Source organism: Streptomyces sp. NPDC006261 (assembly GCF_040613515.1).
In the GTDB taxonomy this organism is placed as follows: Bacteria; Actinomycetota; Actinomycetes; order Streptomycetales; family Streptomycetaceae; genus Streptomyces.
The window spans coordinates 25,204-44,090 of sequence record NZ_JBEXSI010000040.1 but is presented as its reverse complement, the minus strand read 5'-3'; the positions used below and the strand labels follow the sequence as shown (position 1 = coordinate 44,090).

Below are 18,887 nucleotides of genomic sequence, written 5' to 3'. Positions count from 1 at the left end.
AGTGGCCGTTGCGGGCTTTTGCCGTTTGACACGGGGGCGGGTTGTACCGTCACACTCCGCAGCGACAGCACCGCGGGAAGCGTTTCGACGCTGCCCGGATGCCCATCGAGTGCCGACCGGAGAGAAGAGCGAAGTTGTCCCCGACCAGCGAGACCGCACAGGGCGGCCGCCGACTCGTCATCGTCGAGTCGCCTGCCAAGGCGAAGACGATCAAGGGCTATCTCGGCCCCGGATACGTCGTCGAGGCGAGCGTCGGGCACATCCGCGACCTCCCGAACGGCGCGGCCGAGGTCCCGGACGAGTACACCGGCGAGGTACGCCGCCTCGGGGTGGATGTCGAGAACGACTTCCAGCCCATCTACGTGGTCAACGCCGACAAGAAGGCCCAGGTCAGGAAGCTCAAGCAGCTGCTGGCCGAGTCCGACGAACTCTTCCTCGCCACCGATGAGGACCGCGAGGGCGAAGCCATCGCGTGGCACCTGCAGGAAGTGCTCAAGCCCAAGGTGCCGGTCCACCGGATGGTCTTCCACGAGATCACCAAGGACGCGATCCGGGCCGCCGTCGCCAACCCGCGCGAGCTCAACCAGCGCATGGTCGACGCCCAGGAGACCCGCCGTATTCTCGACCGTCTCTACGGCTACGAGGTCTCGCCGGTCCTGTGGAAGAAGGTCATGCCGAAGCTCTCGGCGGGCCGCGTCCAGTCCGTCGCCACCCGTCTCGTCGTCGAGCGGGAGCGCGAGCGCATCGCCTTCCGCTCCGCCGAGTACTGGGACCTGACCGGAAAGTTCGCCACCGGCCGTGCCGGTGACGCCTCCGACCCCTCGACCCTGACCGCACGCCTCAGCGCGGTCGACGGCCGCCGGATCGCCCAGGGCCGTGACTTCGGCCCCGACGGGCAGCTCAAGGCCGGCTCCGCGCAGACCCTGCACCTGGACGAGGTGAGCGCCCGCGCCCTGGCCGCCGCGCTCGCCGACTCCTCCTTCGCGGTCCGGTCCGTCGAGTCGAAGCCGTACCGTCGCTCCCCGTACGCCCCCTTCCGGACCACGACCCTCCAGCAGGAGGCGAGCCGCAAGCTGGGCTTCGGGGCGAAGGCGACCATGCAGGTGGCGCAGAAGCTGTACGAGAACGGCTTCATCACCTATATGCGTACCGACTCCACGACCCTCTCGGACACCGCGGTCTCCGCGGCCCGGGCCCAGGTCACGCAGTTGTACGGAGCGAACTACCTGCCCGACAAGCCGCGTACGTACGCCGGGAAGGTCAAGAACGCGCAGGAGGCGCACGAGGCGATCCGCCCCTCCGGCGACCGCTTCCGTACCCCCGCCGAGACCGGCCTCACCGGCGACCAGTTCCGGCTCTACGAGCTCATCTGGAAGCGGACCGTCGCCTCCCAGATGAAGGACGCGACCGGCAACTCCGTCACCGTCAAGATCGGCGGCCGGGCGAGCGACGGCCGGGACGCCGAGTTCTCCGCCTCCGGCAAGACGATCACCTTCCACGGCTTCATGAAGGCGTACGTCGAAGGCGCCGACGACCCGAACGCCGAGCTGGACGACCGCGAGCGGCGGCTGCCGCAGGTCGCCGAGGGCGACGCACTCTCCGCCGAGGAGGTCACGGTCGACGGGCACGCCACCAAGCCCCCGGCCCGCTACACCGAGGCCTCGCTGGTCAAGGAACTGGAAGAGCGCGAGATCGGCCGCCCGTCGACGTACGCCTCGATCATCGGGACCATCCTCGACCGCGGCTACGTCTTCAAGAAGGGCACGGCACTCGTCCCGTCCTTCCTCTCCTTCGCCGTGGTCAACCTGCTGGAGAAGCACTTCGGCCGGCTCGTCGACTACGACTTCACCGCCCGCATGGAGGACGACCTCGACCGCATCTCGCGGGGCGAGGCCCAGTCCGTGCCGTGGCTCAAGCGCTTCTACTTCGGCGCGCAGGCCGGTGACGACACCTCCGACGCCGGTACGGCCTCCGACGCGGGCAACGGCGACGGCGACCACCTCGGTGGTCTGAAGGCACTGGTCACCGACCTCGGGGCGATCGACGCCCGGGAGATCTCCTCCTTCCCGGTCGGCAACGACATCAAGCTCCGCGTCGGCCGCTACGGCCCGTACATCGAGCGGGGCGAGAAGGACGCCGAGGGCCACCAGCGCGCCGACGTGCCCGAGGACCTGGCGCCCGACGAGCTGACCGTCGAGCTCGCCGAGGAACTGCTGGCCAAGCCCAGCGGCGACTTCGAGCTGGGCGCCGACCCGGTCAGCGGCAACCAGATCATCGCCAAGGACGGGCGCTACGGCCCGTACGTCACCGAGGTGCTGCCCGAGGGGACGCCGAAGACCGGCAAGAACGCGGTGAAGCCGCGGACCGCCTCGCTCTTCAAGTCCATGTCCCTGGACACGGTCACGCTCGCCGACGCCCTCAAGTTGATGTCGCTGCCGCGCGTCGTCGGCGAGGACGCCGAGGGTGTCGAGATCACCGCGCAGAACGGCCGCTACGGCCCGTATCTGAAGAAGGGCACCGACTCCCGGTCGCTGACCTCCGAGGACCAGCTCTTCGACATCACCCTCGAAGAGGCCCTCGCGATCTACGCCCAGCCCAAGCAGCGCGGCCGGGCCGCGGCAAAGCCGCCGCTGAAGGAGCTGGGCACCGACCCGGTCAGCGGTTCGCCGGTCGTGGTGAAGGACGGCCGCTTCGGCGCGTACGTCACCGACGGCGAGACCAACGCGACGCTGCGGACCGACGACAGCGTCGAGGACATCACGCCCGAGCGTGGCTACGAACTGCTCGCCGAGAAGCGTGCCAAGGGGCCCGCCAAGAAGAAGACGGCGAAGAAGGCCCCGGCAAAGAAGGCGACGGCCAAGAAGACGGCCGCGAAGAAGACGACGGCGACCAAGACCACGGCCGCCAAGAAGACCGCGGCGAAGAAGACGGCCACCAAGTCGACGGCGGCGAAGAAGACGGCGACGGCGAAGAAGACGGCCTCCGCTTCCGCTTCCTCGTCGGAGGACTGACCCCTGTCGGAGGACTGACCTCGTCGGAGGACTCTGTCAGAGAGCTGATCTCTGTCGGAGGACTGACCGCTCCGGTGATCGCCCCCTGCTGCCCGGCACCTGTGTCCAGGTGCCGGGCAGCAGCACGTCAAGGGGCCTGCCCGCGAGCTGGCCGGAAGTCATCTGCGGCCATATGTTCGGACGGGCCGACGGTCACCGCACCGCTGCCGATAGGCTGGGCGGATGACGCGAGCCGAGCAGCCAACGGTCGTGAGCCCCACCTCCGACACACTTGCCGCAGACTCACGCGAGCGCGCCGTACGAGCCTTGTTGCGTGTTCCCCCGCTGAAGCGGTTGTGGAGCGCCCAGCTCGTCGGCGGTATCGGCGATGCACTCGCCCTTCTCGTGCTGGTGCTGTTGTCGCTGCAAGCAGCGGTCCTGGAGGGCTCTTTCGGAGCCGGATACCGCGGGGCGGCCTTCGCCGTCGCCGCCGTGTTCGGTGCCCGGATCCTTTCCACAGTGCTCTTCGGAGCCGTACTCCTGGGGCCTTTGACGTCGCTCACGGCACCCGGGGGGAAACTGGACCGGCGATGGCTGATGATCGGGACGGACGGGCTGCGGCTCGCCCTGCTGATCATTGCCCCGCTGTGGATCGACTGGGTGCCGGACAAGGCGCTCATGATGATCCTCATCACCGTCTTCGTGACGGGCGCCGCCGAGCGCCTGTGGACGGTGGCCAAGGAGAGCGCCGCTCCGGCGCTGCTGCCGGCCCCGCCCATCGAGGGCGCCGCCGTACGTCCGCTCCCCGACCACCTCGACGCCCTGCGCAGGCTGTCGCTCCGTACGAACTTCCTCGCCGTCCCCGCCGCCGCGGTGGTCCTGCTGGGCGCCACGCTGATCGGCAACCTCCTCGGCACGGGCCTGGAGTGGTTCTCCTTCCACCAGGCGGCCCTGGGTTCGTATGTCGCGGCCGGTCTGTTCTCGGCCTCCATCTCGGTCCTGTACTTCCTCGAACTGCCCGACACCCAGACCCCCCGGCCGCGCTCGCCCCTGGAAGGGCTGCGCCGCCCCACCACCGGAAGCGGCCCCGACAAGGGCCGTACCGGCGCCCTCCCGCTGGTCGTCGCCGTCTGCGCCGCCGTGGCCGGAGCGATCGCCGCGGCCGCCGCCGTATCCGTCCTGCACGCCTACGACCTGGGCGCCGGACCCGTCACGTTCGCGCTGCTGATCCTGGCGCTGACCGGTGGCACCGCACTCGGCATCCGTACGGCACAGAAGGTGCTGCCCGCCCTGTCGCGGCGCCGCCTCCTCGCGCTGGCCACCGCCGTCACGGGCATCGCGCTCCTCGCGCTCGGCCTGGTGCCGGACACCGCCACCGTGCTCGCGATCGCGCTGCTGGCCGGTTACGCCGCCGGGGTCGGTGCGAACATCGGGCACGCGATCATCGACCAGGAGACGGAGGCGGCCCGGCAGGCCCGGACCACCGATCACCTCCAGGCCCTCGTCCGGGTGCTCGTCGCCCTGGGCGCGGTCGCCGGTCCGCTGCTCGCGGCCGCGATCGGGCAGCACCGCCTGGTCGCCGGCAAGTTCGTCTTCGCCCACGGCGGGGCGGCCTTCACGCTGATGCTGATCGGCGCGCTGCTGCTGCCCGTAGCCGCGATCGTCCTCGCCAAGACGGACGACCGGGCGGGCGTACCGCTCCGCCGCGACCTGCGCGAGGCGCTGCGCGGCGGCGACCCGGCCGTCGCGCCCGCCGCCACCGGCTTCTTCCTCGCCCTGGAGGGCGGCGACGGAGCGGGCAAGTCCACCCAGGTCGAGGCGCTCGCCGACTGGATCCGCTCCAAGGGCCACGAGGTCGTCGTGACCCGCGAGCCCGGGGCCACCCCGGTCGGCAAGCGGCTGCGCTCGATCCTGCTGGACGTCTCCTCCGCCGGGCTCTCCAACCGCGCCGAGGCGCTGCTGTACGCCGCCGACCGCGCCGAGCACGTCGACTCCGTCGTCCGCCCGGCGCTGGAGCGCGGCGCGATCGTCATCTCCGACCGCTACATCGACTCCTCCGTCGCCTACCAGGGCGCCGGACGCGACCTCGCCCCGACCGAGATCGCCCGGATCTCGCGGTGGGCGACGAGCGGCCTCGTACCGCATCTGACGGTGCTGCTGGACGTCGACCCGCAGACCGCGCGGGAGCGGTTCACCGAGGCGCCGGACCGGATGGAGTCGGAGTCGGCGGAGTTCCACGAGCGCGTACGGTCCGGGTTCCTGACCCTGGCCGCGGCCGACCCGACGCGCTATCTGGTGGTGGACGCCGGGCAGGAACCCGAGTCGATCACCACCGTCGTACGTCACCGGCTCGACCGGCTCCTTCCGCTCTCCGAGGCCGAGATCGAGGCCATAGAGGAGGCCCGGCGCAAGGCCGAGGAGGAGGCCCGGCGCAAGGCGGAGGAAGAGGCCGCCCGCAAGGCCGAGGAGGAGCGCCTGGAGCGGGAGCGCCAGGAGCAGCTCGCCCGGCTGCGCGCCGAGGAGGAGGAGCGCAAGCAGCGCGAGCTGGAGGAGGCGCGGCAGCGCGAGGCCGAGCGCCAGGCGGAGGAGGCCCGGCAGCGTGCCGAGGAGGCCCGCCGCCGCGCCGAGGAGGACCGCCGCCGGCTGGAGGCCGAGGAGCGGGCCCGCGAGGCCGAGCAGGAACGCCTCCGCAAGCAGGCCGAGGAGGAGGCGCGGCTGCGCAAGGAGGCCGAGGCGCTCCGCCTGGAGAAGCAGCGGAAGGCGGAGGAGGCGCTGGTCCGGGCCGAGGCAGCCCGCCGCCGGGCGGAGGCCGAGGCGGCCGCCCGCACGGAGGCGGCTCGGGCCGAGGCGGAGCGGGCGGAGGCTTCGCGTGCTTCCCGTGACTCCCGGCCTGAGGCGTCCTCGCGGTCGGAGGGGCACGGGCCCACCGTTCCGGAGAACGAGCTCACGGTGCCCACGCCGATCGTGAACCCCAACGAGATCACGCAGCAGGTGCCCACGGCGCGTCCGGAGGAAGGACCGGCTTCGGGCCCGGCTTCGGGGTCGGGTGCGGCTTCCGGGGACGACGAGACGGCGATGCTGCCGAGGATCACGGACGAGCGGTCGGGGCGCGACGCGCGTGAGGCTCGGGACACCCGCGATGCCCGCGATGCCCGCGATGCCCGTGAAGCTCGGGACGCCGACGAGACCGCCGTGCTGCCGCCGGTACGTGACGATCAGCCCTCCGACCGGGTGCCCAAGGGCTACTTCCGGGACGAGGGCCCCGCCTCCCCGCCGGCCGAGAGCGAGAACGAGCGCACCCGGGAACTGCCGCAGGTGGAGGACCCGCGGGCCGCGGGCCAGTCCGGTGACGGGTCCCGCGCCCGCCGCAAGCGCCCCCGTCCGGACTGGGCCGAGGAGACCCCGCTGGACGATCTGCCGACGCTGGCGGACGAGCTGCTCGGCGGCCAGGACGACGACGGCCCCACGGGCCGGGGGCGCCGCCCGCGCGGCTGACCCGAACCTGTCCGGAGTCCGGCCCGTCCGCCCTGAGGGGTGGGCGGGCCGGACTTGTCAGCGGCGTCCCCCACAATGGGAATCGGACAGGGAAACCGCCATGGACTCGCACAGGGACTCCGGCATGGGACCCGACAGGAATTCCGACGATGGGAAGGGCGGCGCCCCATGACCGTATGGGACGACCTGGTCGGACAGGACCGGGTGAGGGAACAGCTCGCCGCGGCCGCCAAGGACGCCGACGCGCTGGTCACGGCCGTCTCCGACGGCAAGCCGCTGGAGCAGGGCTCGAAGATGACGCACGCCTGGCTGTTCACCGGACCGCCGGGTTCCGGGCGATCCACCGCCGCCCGGGCCTTCGCGGCCGCGCTCCAGTGCACCAGCCCGGACCGGGCGCTGGGCGGGGAGCCCGGCTGCGGCTTCTGCGACGGCTGCCACACGAGCCTGATCGGCACGCACGCCGACGTGCAGGTGATTCGTACGGACCTGCTCTCCATCGGTGTGAAGGAGACCCGCGACCTGGTCCGCCGAGCCCAGCTCTCCCCGGCGGTCGGCCGGTGGCAGGTCATCGTCATGGAGGACGCGGACCGGCTCACCGAGGGCGCGGGCAACGTCCTGCTGAAAGCGGTCGAGGAGCCGGCGCCGCGCACGGTCTGGATGCTGTGCGCCCCCTCCCTCGAAGACGTCCTGCCCACGATCCGTTCCCGCTGCCGCCACCTGACCCTGGGCACCCCGCCGGTGGAGGCCGTGGCCGACGTCCTGATCCGCCGCGACGGGGTCGACCCCGAGCGGGCGCACTCCGCGGCGCGGGCCACCCAGGGGCACATCGGCCGGGCCCGCCGCCTCGCCACGGACGAGCGGGCGCGGGCGCGGCGGGCGGCGGTGCTCAAGGTTCCGCTGCGGGTCGCCGATGTCGGCGGCTGCCTCAAGGCGGCCCAGGAGCTGATCGACACGGCCACCGACGACGCCAAGCAGATGGCGGACGAGGTGGACGTCAAGGAGACCGAGGACCTCAAGGCGGCGCTCGGCGGGGTCGCGGGCGGCCGGATGCCGCGCGGCACGGCGGGGGCGATGAAGGAGCTGGAGGACAAGCAGAAGCGCCGCAAGACGCGAACCCAGCGCGACAGCCTGGACCTGGCGCTCACCGAGCTCACCGGCTTCTACCGCGATGTGCTGGCGCTCCAGCTCGGTTCGCGGATCGCCATCGCCAATGTGGACGTGCAGGACTCGCTGGACCGGATCGCGGAGTCCTCGACGCCCGCCCAGACGCTGCGCAGGATCGAGGCGGTGATCGCGTGCCGACGGGCGATGGACCGCAATGTGGCGCCGTTGCTGGCGGTGGAGGCGATGACGATGTCGCTGAGGGCCGGCTGAGAGCGGGCTGATGGGAAGAGCCCGGCCGGGGCCCGGTTCACCCGATTGAGCAGGGAATCGGACGACACGTCACCCGCCGGATACGCTCCCAGGATGGATACCAGGCGCCCGCTCCGCACCTTCGCCATCGGGATCGGCACTGCCGCCCTGCTCGTCTCCGGCTGCAGCGGCGGCGGCTCGTCGCCGAACGCCTCGGCCACCGGCACAGCGGCGCCGGAGGAGCTGTCGGCGTACTACACGCAGAAGCTGAGCTGGCGCGACTGCGGGGTGGAGGGGTTCGAGTGCGCGACCATGAAGGCGCCGAGGGACTACGACAAGCCGGATGACGGGGACATCGACCTCGCCGTCTCCCGCAAGAAGGCGACCGGCCCCGGTAAGCGGATCGGCTCGCTCCTGGTGAACCCGGGCGGCCCCGGGGGCTCCGCGATCAGCTATCTCCAGGGGTACGCGGCACTCGGCTACCCGGCCCAGGTCAGGGCCCGCTACGACATGGTGGCCATCGACCCGCGCGGCGTGGCCCGCAGCGAACCCGTCGAGTGCCTGACGGGCAAGGAGATGGACGCCTACACGCAGGTCGACCAGACGCCGGACGACGAGGTGGAAGTCCAGAAGCTCGCCGCCTCCTTCGAGAAGTTCGCGCAGGGCTGCGAGAAGCGGAGCGGCGAGATCCTCCCGTACGTCTCCACCGTCGACACGGCCCGCGACATGGACGTCCTGCGGGCCCTGCTCGGTGACGAGAAGCTGAACTACGTCGGTGCCTCGTACGGAACGTTCCTGGGCGCCACGTACGCGGACCTCTTCCCGCAGCGGGCCGGCCGCCTGGTCCTGGACGGCGCGATGGACCCCTCCCTCCCGGCCGTCGAGATGAACCGCGACCAGACGGCGGGCTTCGAGGGGGCGTTCCAGTCCTTCGCCGCCGACTGCGTCAAGCAGCCGGACTGCCCGCTGGGCACGACATCCACGGCGGACGCGGCCACTGCGCTGAAGCAACTCTTCAAGGACCTGGACGCGAAGCCGATCCCGAGCGGCGACGACGACCGTAAGCTCGGCGAGTCCCTGGCGACGACCGGGGTGATCGCCGCGATGTACGACGAAGCGGCCTGGCCCCAGCTCCGCGAAGCGCTGGCGGGCGCCCAGCGCAGCGACGGCTCCGGCCTCCTCTCGCTGGCGGACAGCTATTACGAGCGCGGCCCGGACGGGAAGTACGCGAACCTGATGTACGCCAACGCCGCCGTGAACTGCCTCGACCTCCCGCCCGCCTTCGACACCCCCGACGCGGTGGAGAAGGCGGTCCCGGACTTCGAGAAGGCCTCCCCGGTCTTCGGGCGGGGCTTCGCCTGGGCCTCCCTGAACTGCGCCTACTGGCCGACCAAGGCCACCGGCACCCCGCAGCGCACCGAGGCGAAGGGCGCCGCCCCGATCGTGGTGGTCGGCACCACCCGCGACCCCGCCACCCCGTACAAGTGGTCCCGCTCCCTCGCCGGCCAGCTCTCCTCCGGCACCCTGCTCACGTACGACGGCGACGGCCACACGGCGTACGGCCGGGGCAGCGACTGCATCGACACGGAGATCAACACGTACCTCCTGGAGGGCACCCCGCCCACCGACGGCAAGAAGTGCACCTGACACCCCTGACCAGGGCAAACGCCTCCGGGGGCGCCGTGTACGGAGCACCCCCGGAAACTGTGTAGACTTGGCTCCGCTGCTGATCGCACCATAGTGCGACAGGGCGTGCCGCCTTAGCTCAGTTGGCCAGAGCAACGCACTCGTAATGCGTAGGTCTCGGGTTCGAATCCCGAAGGCGGCTCCGAGAAACCCCAGGACTCACTCGCCGTGACCTGGGGTTTTTCTTGTTCTGAGCCAATCGGCGGCGGGACGAAATGATCTTCGAACCTTCCTGCGTGCCCATTGCGTGCCCATCCTGCTCGGGAACCGCATCGACCGTTCGCCCGGCGAGTTGGGCGAGGGCCGCCTGCGCGACCTGCTCGACCGTGCGGCCTTCCTGCTCGGCCGCCTCGGCGATCTGCGCGAGAAGGTGATCGAGGGCGGTCTGCGCGACCTGCTCGATACGCGGGTCGACGGGTGCCTGCTCCGTACGACGGGCCGCGCCGCGCGGTACCAGTGCGGCCGTCGCCTCGGCGGCGTCCCGTGCAGCCTTGGGCATGACCGACTGATAGATGTCCCGGGTAATCCGGCTGTCACTGTGCCCGAGGGTCTCGGACACGATCTTGACGTCGACGCCAGCGGCCAGCATGAGCGAGGCGGCAACGTGGCGCAGGTCGTGCAGCCGGATGGGCGGCAGCCCGGACAGCTCGACGAGCCGCTCGAACTGCTCGGTCAGCCAACCCGGGTGAATCCATTCGCCGTTCTCCTGCGTGAACATCCGACCGGTGTCCTGCCACGCCTCGCCCCATTCGAGACGCTCGGCCCCCTGCTTGGTGCGGTGCACTTCGAGTACCTCGTCGGTGTACTCGTCGAGCGAGATGATCCGCTCGCCGCTATCCGTCTTGGGTGCCGACTCGATGACCTCCCAACCGTCCTGCACGAGCTGCGTCGCGATGGTGAGCTCGCCCGTGCTGGTGTTGTAGTCGGACCACCGGACGCCGCACGCCTCACCACGGCGCAGACCTCGGAACGTGATCAGGTGGAACAGCGGCAGCAGCCGGTGACGGAAGTCGGCGAGGAAGTCGAGGAACACGCCCGCCTGCTCGGGGGTCCACACCATGACCGCGCTCGGCTTGTCACCGGTCCGCAGCCACTCGGCGATGCGCTCGTCGGTCCACACCATCGCTTTCGGACGCTTCGCGGCGGCGAGCTCGACATGCTGCGCGGCGTTGAACGTGATCGACCCCCGGGCTATCGCCGTGTTCAGCGCCGCCCGCAGGGTCGCCCTGATGTGCTGCTGCGTCGACGGCCCGGTGATCCGCTGGAACGGCTGCATCGCGTCGATGGCGTCGCGCATGGCCTTACGCCGCGCGCGGTTCTCTCCCCCCTTCCACGGGATCGTTTTCAGCTCGGCGACCGCAGCGCGGCGTGTGGCGTTCGCCTCGGTGATCTCGATGTTCGTCTCGGCGATGCCCTCGAACATGGCGTCGAGGTGCGGCACGGTGAGACGGTCGATCCGGATGTGCCCGACGCGGGGCCGAAGGTGGCACCGGATGTCGAGCTCGTAGCGGTCGCGACCGCTCTTGCGCAGCCCCTTCTTTCCGACGAGCCAAAGGTCGAGCCAGTCGGCGACGGTCATGTGCTGCGTGAGCGACTGACCGGTGCCGAACTTGCGCTTCGTCTCGTCGTAGTCGGGGATCTGCTCCTTACTGGCGCTGACCATGGCGAGCAGGTCGCCGAGGCGCGCGCGGCCGTCCTGGTCGTCCTCGTCGGCGATGTTCAGCAGGGCGCGCACCTTGTCGAGGTCGCCCTGCGCGTCCGTCTGCGTGTCGTATCCGGCGCGGCGGAACAGGCGGCGGTCGCCGTCCATGGTCGACGGCAGTTCCTGCCGGATCGACCACACGCCGTGGGTGCGCTGCTTGAGCTTGGGGCAGGAACTCCCGAGCGGCTTACCGTCCTTGCGGCGGCAGTAGCAGCGTTTCGTCGTGGTGCCCTTTGCGGTCACTCCATACCTCTCGGGTTGATCTGGTTCGGGTCGGTGATCAGGTCGAGCCGCTTCAAGTCCTCGGCCAACTCGGTTGGCAGGTCGGGGATGGTGAGGCTCGCTCGGTGCATGTCGTTGACGATCTGCGCGAGCTCGTCGAGGCGACCGACGTACTCGGTCTGTGCGGATGGATCGAGCGCGGCACGTAGTCGGGCCTTGTGGGCCGTTTCGCGGCGTCGTGCGAGCTCGGGGTACAGCGAGACCGGATAGGCGGCTGTACCCCAAGCAGCGGCCCACGTCTGCCCGTTACTGGCGAGCGGTCGGGAGTCGGGGACGTACCGCCCGTCGAGGGGTCCGTCGAGGGTCGGCGTCGCCTCGCCGGTCATCCACTGCCACACGGTGTAGGGGTCGCGTGGATCGGCGGCCGGGACGGTGGGCACGGTCTGCTCGCTCCCGAGGGGGAGCAGCAGCAACAACGGGGGTGTGGCGAGGGCGAGGCCGAATACGAGCAGCTCGTCGACGGTGACCGGGCGGCGCTTCTTGCCCTCGCCGCCGGTCCGGCCGGTCTCGATGGTGACGATCACGGCGTACGTGATGTCGGGGCGCCCGAGGCGGGCGCACTCGGCGGCCAGGTCGTGCCTGTTCATTCCGAGGCGCTCGCGATGCCGGCGGATCTGCGCGGCGACGACGTCGCCCGCTGTCTGATGACTGTGCATATCGCAAAGCTAGCTTTGTTGGTTGCAAAGCGCCAGCCTTGATCGTACGTTGCTGATCTAGCACTGTTCGGCACGATCGGGCTGCGGTGCACACCGATGTCACAGGGGGCAGACCATGAGCACCACGGAGCAGGGGATGACACACGACGAGCTGATGACGCTTCCCGTCGCGATCCCTCTGGAGACCGCTAACCGGGCGCTGCACCTCGGGCGCACGACCGGCTACCACCTCGCCCGCACGGGCCGCTACCCGGTCAGGGTCCTGCGCCACGGACGGGCGTACAAGGTGTCGCGGTACGACCTGCACCGGCACCTCGGCGTGTCCGCCGACGGCGGGGCCGGGCCTGATGTGGCGTAACTCAAAGCGGCAAGACGCTGGCCCCGACCGGACCGATCCGGGCGGGGCCTTTTGCTGATCAGTGAGCTTGGCTTCTGATGTGTTCGCCCGCGACCGGGGCGGGTTGGTAGTGGGGGGCGCAGTCCGGGCACGCTACGACCGTGACGGGCGCGCCGCTCTGGCGCTCGATGGGTCTCACCGGGATGGGGGCGGCGGTATCGCGGTGACAACCACAGCAGACGGCGGCGGTCACAGGGCGACACCCGCAGGGATCGGCGCTCCCGGGTAGCTGTACGGGTATTCCCTACCGGCCGCTGCGAACGCTGCCGCTCGGCAGCGTTCGCGTTGCCATTCCTGCTTGGTCCGAGGCGGGGGGAAGCCTGCGATGTAGGGCCGGACCGCATCGGGCAGCTCATCCTCGAACGGTTCGTTTCGCTCGGTGATGTGCGGCGAGGGCGGGGTCGTCCAAGGCTTGAGCCAGATCGAGGGGGAGAGCTCAATGGGGGTGGGTTGCGCGGGGAAGTGGGCGGCGGAGTGTCGGCCCGGCTTCCTGGTGCGGAAGGTGAGTAGCAGTAACGGAGTGGCCCACAGCAGCCATAGCAGTGGGTGCAGGGGGGCGATAAGGTCGCGCATGTCGTCAGCTCCTCGAAAGCTGGTGATGTTCCACCCCCGGCGGGCCGGTCCTACGCGGCCTGTCGGGGTTTCCTTCGGTCATGACGGTAGCCAACTTGTCTACCCTCGTCTACCTACGTATGGCCACGCGTGCCAACGTGGCCGGTTGTCTACCGTTGTGCCATGGCAGAGAGCGAGATCGACCACGAGTCGGCGACCCCCGTGTACCGGCAGATTGCCGCGTACCTGATCGCGGACATGGAGCGCGGCGTGCCGGCGGTCGGTCGGCGCATCCCCTCGGAGTCGGCGTTGGTCCAACGCTTCGGGGTCGCTCGTGAGACAGCTCGGAACGCCGTCGCCTATCTGCGAGACAAGGGGTACGTGCACACCGTGCCGCAGCGCGGGTCATTCGTCGTCGACCGGTCAGGAGAGGGCAGCGACTAGTGCGGCCTTACCTGCCTGACTGCCAGTAGTTCAGCCAATCGTGGGCCAGGTGGGACATGTTCTTCTTCCACACCTGGGGATCGTTGCGCGCGATCTCGTCCCACGTGCGGGCGTTCGCCTCGGAGAAAGCCAGCACGGACGCGTCGGCGGCCGTCGCCCACGTGGGGAACTGATCGCGTGCCCACGCGTCTGCCGAGGCGGCTGAGTGCCCGGCTTCCATAAGTCGCAGGATGAGCACCGCAGGGTCGATCCATGCGGCGCCGCGGGTTGGCCATGCCCAGTCGATGAGGTGCCCGCGCGTCGTGATGAGCAAGTTGTGCGGCGCGAGGTCGGTGTGCAGCAGCGCGTCGCCGGTGAGCTGCTCGACGCCGGCAGGGCCTGCGTATCCGCTCCATCTGTCCTCAGCGCGCTTGAGCTCGATGTCAGGGCATGGGGTGTTCTGTAGCTCGGCCAGGGCGCGGGCGACGAGCGGCAGATCGGGAGACCCGGGGGAGTAGTTGGCGTGGTGCCCGACGATGCGCTCGTAGCCGATCAGGTCCCACCCTCCTTCACGCACGTGCCAGAGCAGGCGAGGGCACGCTGCCGGTAGATAGGGGTTGATCTCTGCCTCGCGCTGTTGCGTGCGCACCTGCGGATGGTCTGCGGGCACACCCTTGACGAAGAGGACCGAGTGAGCGGTGCGCACGATAACGGCGATACCGGAGTTCACGCCGCCGACGGTCGTCTCTGCGCTGAGGATCGAGCCTGTGTGCTGCTCGACGACGGCGCGGGCGGCGAGCGGAAGGTCGTCCCAGTGGATACGGGTTACGGGCATGTCGGTTCCCGGGTGTGGGCGGGCGGGCCGCCCCGACCCTACGCGGATCGGGGCGGCCCCTGGAGTGCGGCGCGGCCTAGTACGGCTGGTCGTCGCCGGCGCTGCATGAGCACATGGTGACCTCGACGAGGGTGTCGAGGTCACCGACGATCTCGACCTCGTCCTCGGCGAGCGGGCGCGACGTGATGGCGACCGGTACGGGCTTGGTCGCGGTGGCAGTGGGTGCCATGGCGTTTACCTTTCTGTGTGTTGGCAGTAGGCGTTTCTCGGTGCCTTCGCCTCCTGGTAGAGCTTGGCGAGGGGTCGGCATGTCCAGCAGGTGCCGGACAGCGTGCAGCCAGAGCAGCCACCGGTGCGAAGCATGAGGGAATCGGCGATCTCGCCGAGTCGGGTCAGACCTTCGACGCCTTCCTCGATGAGCCGGATGTTCGGATCTCTTCCGACCTTGCATATCGAGGCGACGCCGAACGGGTCGGCGTGAAAGAACGTGTGTCCGGCGTTGCAGCCGCTGAATGGTTTCCGCTGCCGTAGGAAGTCCTCGGCTTGTGTGGGCAAGGGCTCGCCGCTGCCGTCGATCGTCGGCGACATGTTGGTGTAGGTCTGGTGCGGGAAGCCGTACCGGTCGGCAAGGGCCTTCATGTCGTCGATCTCGTGCGCGTTAGCCTCGGCGACGATGAGGTTCAGCCGTACAGGCAGCTTGGCCTCGCGAGCGGCGGCGAGTCCTCGGGTGAAGCGGTCAAATGCGCCGCGGTTCCTGGTGAATCCGTCGTACGTATCCGCTGTCGCGCCGTAAACGCTGAGAGTGATCCGGTAGGGACGGTGCTTGGTGAGAACGTCGAGGATCATGGGTTTCGCGAGCTGTGAGCCGTTCGACGAGATCGCCACCATCATGCCGAGCTCGTGAGCGTGCGCGTATGCGGCGGGGAAGTGGCGGTCGATCAGCGGCTCGCCCCCGGTGATCTGGAGCCAGAGCACGCCGGCGTCGCGCATGATCTCCAGTAGCCGTGCCTTGTGCTCCCAGGTGAGACCCTCGAACTTCTTTTGCCCGAGGTAGCAGTGCGGGCAGTCGTAGTCACAGCCCTTGTTGATCTCGTACGAGGCGCGGGCATAGCCGTAGGGCGAGGGGACTCGTACGAGGATCGCCTCGGACGTACAGCGGTCGGCGACATCGATTCCCCACGCGCGGCGGGCGGCGTCGACGAGCCAGGCCGGCAGCTCGGCGTCGTGGTCCGCAGCCTGCTTCACTTCGAGGTACCGCGTAAGCGGGATCTTGATCCCTGCGGACTCCCCCGGCCGTACGAGTAGGTAGTCGTTCAGGAACGGGCTAGCGATCAGTTCGGGCACGAGTCCTCCAACGTCGGGAAGCGGATGCGCGGCGATGTCGGCCCGCGCCCGCGAGAGCGGTCGGTAATTCGGCGGGTCCGGAAGCCTTCGCAAGAGCGGCTTTGTCGTTCGCGAGCGTGGCGCGCAGCACGAGTTGGTCGAGCCTGTACAGGCACCCGCGGCAGCCGTAGAGGTCTGCGTGCATTCCGCTGGACTGGACGGGGCCGAGCCATGTCACGTCGATGTCGAGTTGTCCGCACCAGAGCCAGCAATCGCCTGATTCCCATTGGTGCCGGTCCGATAGAGCCTGCGCGGTCGCTTCGCCCGACTCGGGGTCGATGTCTCGCCGCGTGGGTCTGAATGTGAGGTGTGCGGGCTCCAACAGGGCGCGCATAGCAGGCAGGCTCACGTGACGGCTCCGGACTGAGCTCGGGGCTTCCACGGGTCCGTGGCGCGCGTCTTGCCCATGAGCAGACGGCCCTCGACCGCTCGCTCGACGAGATAGGCCTCGACAACTTCCTGCGCTGCATGACGGGGGAGAGGGTCCAGACCAACGGTGACGGCAACGGTTCCGCCGGCGACCACGAACCGCGCCCATTCGCCACCGATCGGCGTGTGCAGGAAGTAGTCGCAACCGTCGAGTAAGAGGGCAGCGTCTGTCTCGCGGTGCATGAACAGGCGGTCGCCGATGTCCGGGAGCGGGGCATCTGGTGAAGCGAGGCCGAGAGACTTGGATAAGCCGCGCATCCTGGCCTCGATGACGTCGAGGGACTCACCGGGCAGGCGGGGCGGCAGATGCGCGAAGAGCAGGAATGCGACTGGTCCCGCGACTGTCTCATCAACCCAGTGCCACACCGCGAGAGATGCAAGGAGGCCGGCCGTCGGTGTGAGCGCCGGTGGCTCGGGTCTGGTCAACATGGTGCCGCCTGCGCTGCGGCGTACTGCTCCCGCATCTCGATCTTGAATTCTGTCCATACGACCTTGCCGCGGGGAACGCGCGGCTCGACCCCCCATTCGTCGGCGAGCGCGTCCACAAGCAACAGGCCGCGGCCGTTCGCGTCACACTCGCCGGGGTTCTGCACCCGCGGGCGACGTCGGCTCAGGTCGTGCACCTCGACGCGCAGGCGTCCCTCGTCCGCGGAGACCTTGACGAGGTACCGACCACCCGCCGACGTACCGTGCTTGGCCGCGTTCGTTGCGAGCTCCGAGACACAGAGCAGCACCTCGTCGGCTCGATCGAGCATCTGCCACTCGCTCAATAACCGATGCACGAAGGTGCGGGCCTGCGGCACTGACGCGTCGTGCGGGCTGAATCCTCGGGAGACTGGTTTCGGCATAGCTCACGACCCGGTTTGGTGCGGTCTAGTGGCTTGAGCCCCCGCGCTGCTGCGCGGCGGTAACTCCACTGCCCTGCTGGGCAGTAGGGCCCACGACACGTGTCGGGAGTTACCATCCGTGACGTTCTTCATCGGTACGCAACTCCCTTTCCGTCGGGCTCGGTTCCTTTAACTAGGCAACCGCTGCGGCGCGGACGGGGGTACCGTCGGAGGGGGTGTCAAAGGGTGTTACTTCCACTACCGCCCGTGGCTGAGGGGTAAGGGCTCAACATGAAGACGCCGAACAGTGATCTCGCAACGTGGCTTGCGCGGTCTGGCCTGAGCCGCACGGAGTTGGCGCGTCGCGTCAAAGCAGCAGCTCAGGCGTGGGGACAGCCTCACATCTCGCCGAACGCGTCGACCGTGCGGCGGTGGCTGGACGGTGACATGCCTCGCTCGCCACTGCCTGAGATTCTTGCTGATGTGATCTCGGCGTCAGTTGGCTACAGGGTCACTACGTACGACCTCGGCCTCGGTGAGAGCGGTCCCGCCGAGCGCTCCCTCGTCTACAACGCGTCTTTCGCCGTTACCGTGGAAGCTGTCGCCGACTTGGGGAGAGCGGACGTGGACCGTCGAGAATTCTTGGCAGCGGCACCCTTTGCTGCGGTGGCAGCGGTGGGGCCATCGCGTGACTGGCTTCTCAACACCCTTGACCAACAGCCGGAACCGGGCCCCCGCGTCCGTCTTGAAGACGTGACCGCGGTGAGGAACATGTTCGGTGAGTTCCAGAAGATGGACGTTCTGCAGGGTGGCGGCTCAGGCCGGCTCATCCTTGCCGAGTACATGAATCAGCACGTCTTTCCGCTGTTGCGCCGGACGCACACCGACGACGTGCGAGACGCACTGTGTGAGGCTGCCGCCGAGCAGACGTACTTGCTCGGGTGGATGGCCTACGACAACGGAGAGCACGGGACTGCCCAGCGCTACTTGATCCAGTCGCTACGCCTCGCCGAGGAGTCCAAGAACCGGGCGCTTGGCGCGCATGTACTCGCGGGCATGGCTGATCAAGCAACCCTGCTTGGCAACCCCACCGAGGGGCGCAGGCTCGCTCAAGCTGGCCGAGCAGGGCTCGGCTCGAACACGTCGCCGGCCTGTCTCGCGGACCTGTGGGCGCTTGAAGCGCGGGCGCTGGCCAAGCTCGGCGAGAAGTCCGAAGCGGCACGCGCTGTGGGCCAGTCCGAGACGGCGTACGGCCGTGTTCGGGTGGAGGATGAACAGGAGTGGGCAGCTTTCATCGACCCCGCCTATCTGCACGGTGAGCACGCCAATACCTTCCGAGACCTCGGACAGGCGGACTCGGCGGAGCGTCACGCGCGGCAGTCCATCGACCATGCACGCAAGCAGCGCCGCGCACGTCGCGGCGCGATGTCTCAGGCTGCGCTCGCTGTCTCGCACTTGCAGCGTCGCGACTTGGAGGCGGCGCACGCTGCTGGTCTCCGCACGCTGTCTCTGTCGCGGCAGGTGAAGAGTTCGCGGTGCGTCGAGGCGGTGCAGGACTTGCAACGGCGGATGCAGCCTTTCGGGAATCACCGACTCGTCGCTGATTTCAGCGAACGGGCTCGTGAACTGGTCGCCGCAGCCTAAAACCGATCGAGTGCTCAAAGCGCCCCCGCCCGACGGTGTAGACCGTCGGGCGGGGGCGCTTTGGTGTTTCAGGGCGATCTTGTCTGCGTATCCGGAACCGCTGGTTGATGCGACAAATACCAGCGACCGCCGGCGTTGCTGGCCACGCCCTGTTTTCGGAGGTAGGAAAGGCTCGCGCTCACAGCATCCGGCGAGGTGGAGATCCCATCTTCTGCGAGCCTGCCAACGATCTC

Annotated in this window: 13 protein-coding genes, 1 tRNA gene and 1 pseudogene; 8 read left to right on the top strand and 7 right to left on the bottom strand. The window is 69.3% G+C overall.

Translation table 11 applies throughout. The annotated features are described in order from the left end of the window. Window positions 1-134: 134 nt before the first annotated feature. The 5 genes from topA to ABZ154_RS24425 all read left to right on the top strand — a co-directional run bounded on the left by topA (window position 135) and on the right by ABZ154_RS24425 (window position 9,666). On the top strand, window positions 135-3,011 hold the full coding sequence (gene topA, locus ABZ154_RS24445; RefSeq protein ID WP_356835917.1) for a type I DNA topoisomerase: 2,877 nt from the start codon (window positions 135-137) through the stop codon (window positions 3,009-3,011). A 222-nt stretch (window positions 3,012-3,233) separates the two neighbouring features. Beyond that, window positions 3,234-6,485: a dTMP kinase gene (tmk, locus tag ABZ154_RS24440; RefSeq protein WP_356835915.1), complete on the top strand. Its 3,252-nt coding sequence runs from the start codon at window positions 3,234-3,236 to the stop codon at window positions 6,483-6,485. Between the two features lie 168 nt (window positions 6,486-6,653). Beyond that, on the top strand, window positions 6,654-7,859 hold the full coding sequence (locus ABZ154_RS24435) for a DNA polymerase III subunit delta' (protein ID WP_128846596.1): 1,206 nt from the start codon (window positions 6,654-6,656) through the stop codon (window positions 7,857-7,859). Window positions 7,860-7,952: 93 nt separating this feature from the next. Continuing rightward, the gene (locus tag ABZ154_RS24430) at window positions 7,953-9,485 is read left to right on the top strand and encodes an alpha/beta hydrolase (RefSeq protein WP_356835913.1); all 1,533 of its coding nucleotides are present in this window, start codon (window positions 7,953-7,955) and stop codon (window positions 9,483-9,485) included. A 107-nt stretch (window positions 9,486-9,592) separates the two neighbouring features. After that, window positions 9,593-9,666, top strand: a tRNA-Thr gene (locus tag ABZ154_RS24425). Between the two features lie 417 nt (window positions 9,667-10,083). Here ABZ154_RS24425 and ABZ154_RS24420 read toward each other — a convergent pair. Beyond that, window positions 10,084-10,584 (bottom strand): annotated as a pseudogene (locus ABZ154_RS24420) (site-specific integrase); the annotation flags it as partial. Window positions 10,585-11,465: 881 nt separating this feature from the next. Next, window positions 11,466-12,164, bottom strand: a complete 699-nt coding sequence (locus tag ABZ154_RS24415) for a hypothetical protein (protein WP_356835911.1) — start codon at window positions 12,162-12,164, stop codon at window positions 11,466-11,468. Window positions 12,165-12,279: 115 nt separating this feature from the next. Here ABZ154_RS24415 and ABZ154_RS24410 point away from each other — a divergent pair, with 115 nt between their 5' ends. Both ABZ154_RS24410 and ABZ154_RS24405 read left to right on the top strand, forming a co-directional pair. Further along, window positions 12,280-12,522 carry an integrase gene (locus ABZ154_RS24410; protein ID WP_175291927.1) on the top strand — a complete coding sequence of 81 codons (243 nt, stop codon included), beginning with the start codon at window positions 12,280-12,282 and terminating at the stop codon, window positions 12,520-12,522. 774 nt (window positions 12,523-13,296) lie between these two features. Further along, window positions 13,297-13,557: a winged helix-turn-helix domain-containing protein gene (locus ABZ154_RS24405; protein ID WP_356835909.1), complete on the top strand. Its 261-nt coding sequence runs from the start codon at window positions 13,297-13,299 to the stop codon at window positions 13,555-13,557. Between the two features lie 7 nt (window positions 13,558-13,564). Here the strand turns inward: ABZ154_RS24405 and ABZ154_RS24400 are convergent, their stop codons facing one another. The 5 genes from ABZ154_RS24400 to ABZ154_RS24380 form a co-directional block, all read right to left on the bottom strand. Then, window positions 13,565-14,371 carry an aminoglycoside phosphotransferase gene (locus ABZ154_RS24400; protein WP_356835907.1) on the bottom strand — a complete coding sequence of 269 codons (807 nt, stop codon included), beginning with the start codon at window positions 14,369-14,371 and terminating at the stop codon, window positions 13,565-13,567. Window positions 14,372-14,447: 76 nt separating this feature from the next. After that, the gene (locus tag ABZ154_RS24395; protein ID WP_175291931.1) at window positions 14,448-14,600 is read right to left on the bottom strand and encodes a hypothetical protein; all 153 of its coding nucleotides are present in this window, start codon (window positions 14,598-14,600) and stop codon (window positions 14,448-14,450) included. Between the two features lie 5 nt (window positions 14,601-14,605). Beyond that, window positions 14,606-15,715: a radical SAM protein gene (locus ABZ154_RS24390; RefSeq protein ID WP_175291932.1), complete on the bottom strand. Its 1,110-nt coding sequence runs from the start codon at window positions 15,713-15,715 to the stop codon at window positions 14,606-14,608. Between the two features lie 384 nt (window positions 15,716-16,099). After that, window positions 16,100-16,612: a hypothetical protein gene (locus ABZ154_RS24385; RefSeq protein ID WP_356835904.1), complete on the bottom strand. Its 513-nt coding sequence runs from the start codon at window positions 16,610-16,612 to the stop codon at window positions 16,100-16,102. Continuing rightward, the gene (locus ABZ154_RS24380) at window positions 16,606-17,031 is read right to left on the bottom strand and encodes an ATP-binding protein (protein WP_356835902.1); all 426 of its coding nucleotides are present in this window, start codon (window positions 17,029-17,031) and stop codon (window positions 16,606-16,608) included. The genes ABZ154_RS24385 and ABZ154_RS24380 overlap by 7 nt, the downstream gene beginning before the upstream one ends. A 270-nt stretch (window positions 17,032-17,301) precedes the next feature. On the opposite strand from ABZ154_RS24380, the gene ABZ154_RS24375 reads away from it, so the two are divergent. After that, window positions 17,302-18,654 (top strand): transcriptional regulator, encoded by a 1,353-nt coding sequence (locus tag ABZ154_RS24375; protein ID WP_356835900.1) that lies wholly within the window; start codon window positions 17,302-17,304, stop codon window positions 18,652-18,654. Window positions 18,655-18,887: the final 233 nt, after the last annotated feature.

Coding starts and splice junctions, on each gene's coding strand:
- ABZ154_RS24415 (WP_356835911.1), bottom strand. CDS start 12,164: ATGCACAGTCATCAGACAGCGGGCGACGTCGTCGCCGCGCAGATCCGC.
- ABZ154_RS24435 (WP_128846596.1), top strand. CDS start 6,654: ATGACCGTATGGGACGACCTGGTCGGACAGGACCGGGTGAGGGAACAG.
- ABZ154_RS24395 (WP_175291931.1), bottom strand. CDS start 14,600: ATGGCACCCACTGCCACCGCGACCAAGCCCGTACCGGTCGCCATCACG.
- ABZ154_RS24400 (WP_356835907.1), bottom strand. CDS start 14,371: ATGCCCGTAACCCGTATCCACTGGGACGACCTTCCGCTCGCCGCCCGC.
- ABZ154_RS24405 (WP_356835909.1), top strand. CDS start 13,297: ATGGCAGAGAGCGAGATCGACCACGAGTCGGCGACCCCCGTGTACCGG.
- tmk (WP_356835915.1), top strand. CDS start 3,234: ATGACGCGAGCCGAGCAGCCAACGGTCGTGAGCCCCACCTCCGACACA.
- ABZ154_RS24380 (WP_356835902.1), bottom strand. CDS start 17,031: ATGCCGAAACCAGTCTCCCGAGGATTCAGCCCGCACGACGCGTCAGTG.
- ABZ154_RS24410 (WP_175291927.1), top strand. CDS start 12,280: ATGAGCACCACGGAGCAGGGGATGACACACGACGAGCTGATGACGCTT.
- ABZ154_RS24430 (WP_356835913.1), top strand. CDS start 7,953: ATGGATACCAGGCGCCCGCTCCGCACCTTCGCCATCGGGATCGGCACT.
- ABZ154_RS24375 (WP_356835900.1), top strand. CDS start 17,302: ATGAAGACGCCGAACAGTGATCTCGCAACGTGGCTTGCGCGGTCTGGC.
- ABZ154_RS24385 (WP_356835904.1), bottom strand. CDS start 16,612: ATGTTGACCAGACCCGAGCCACCGGCGCTCACACCGACGGCCGGCCTC.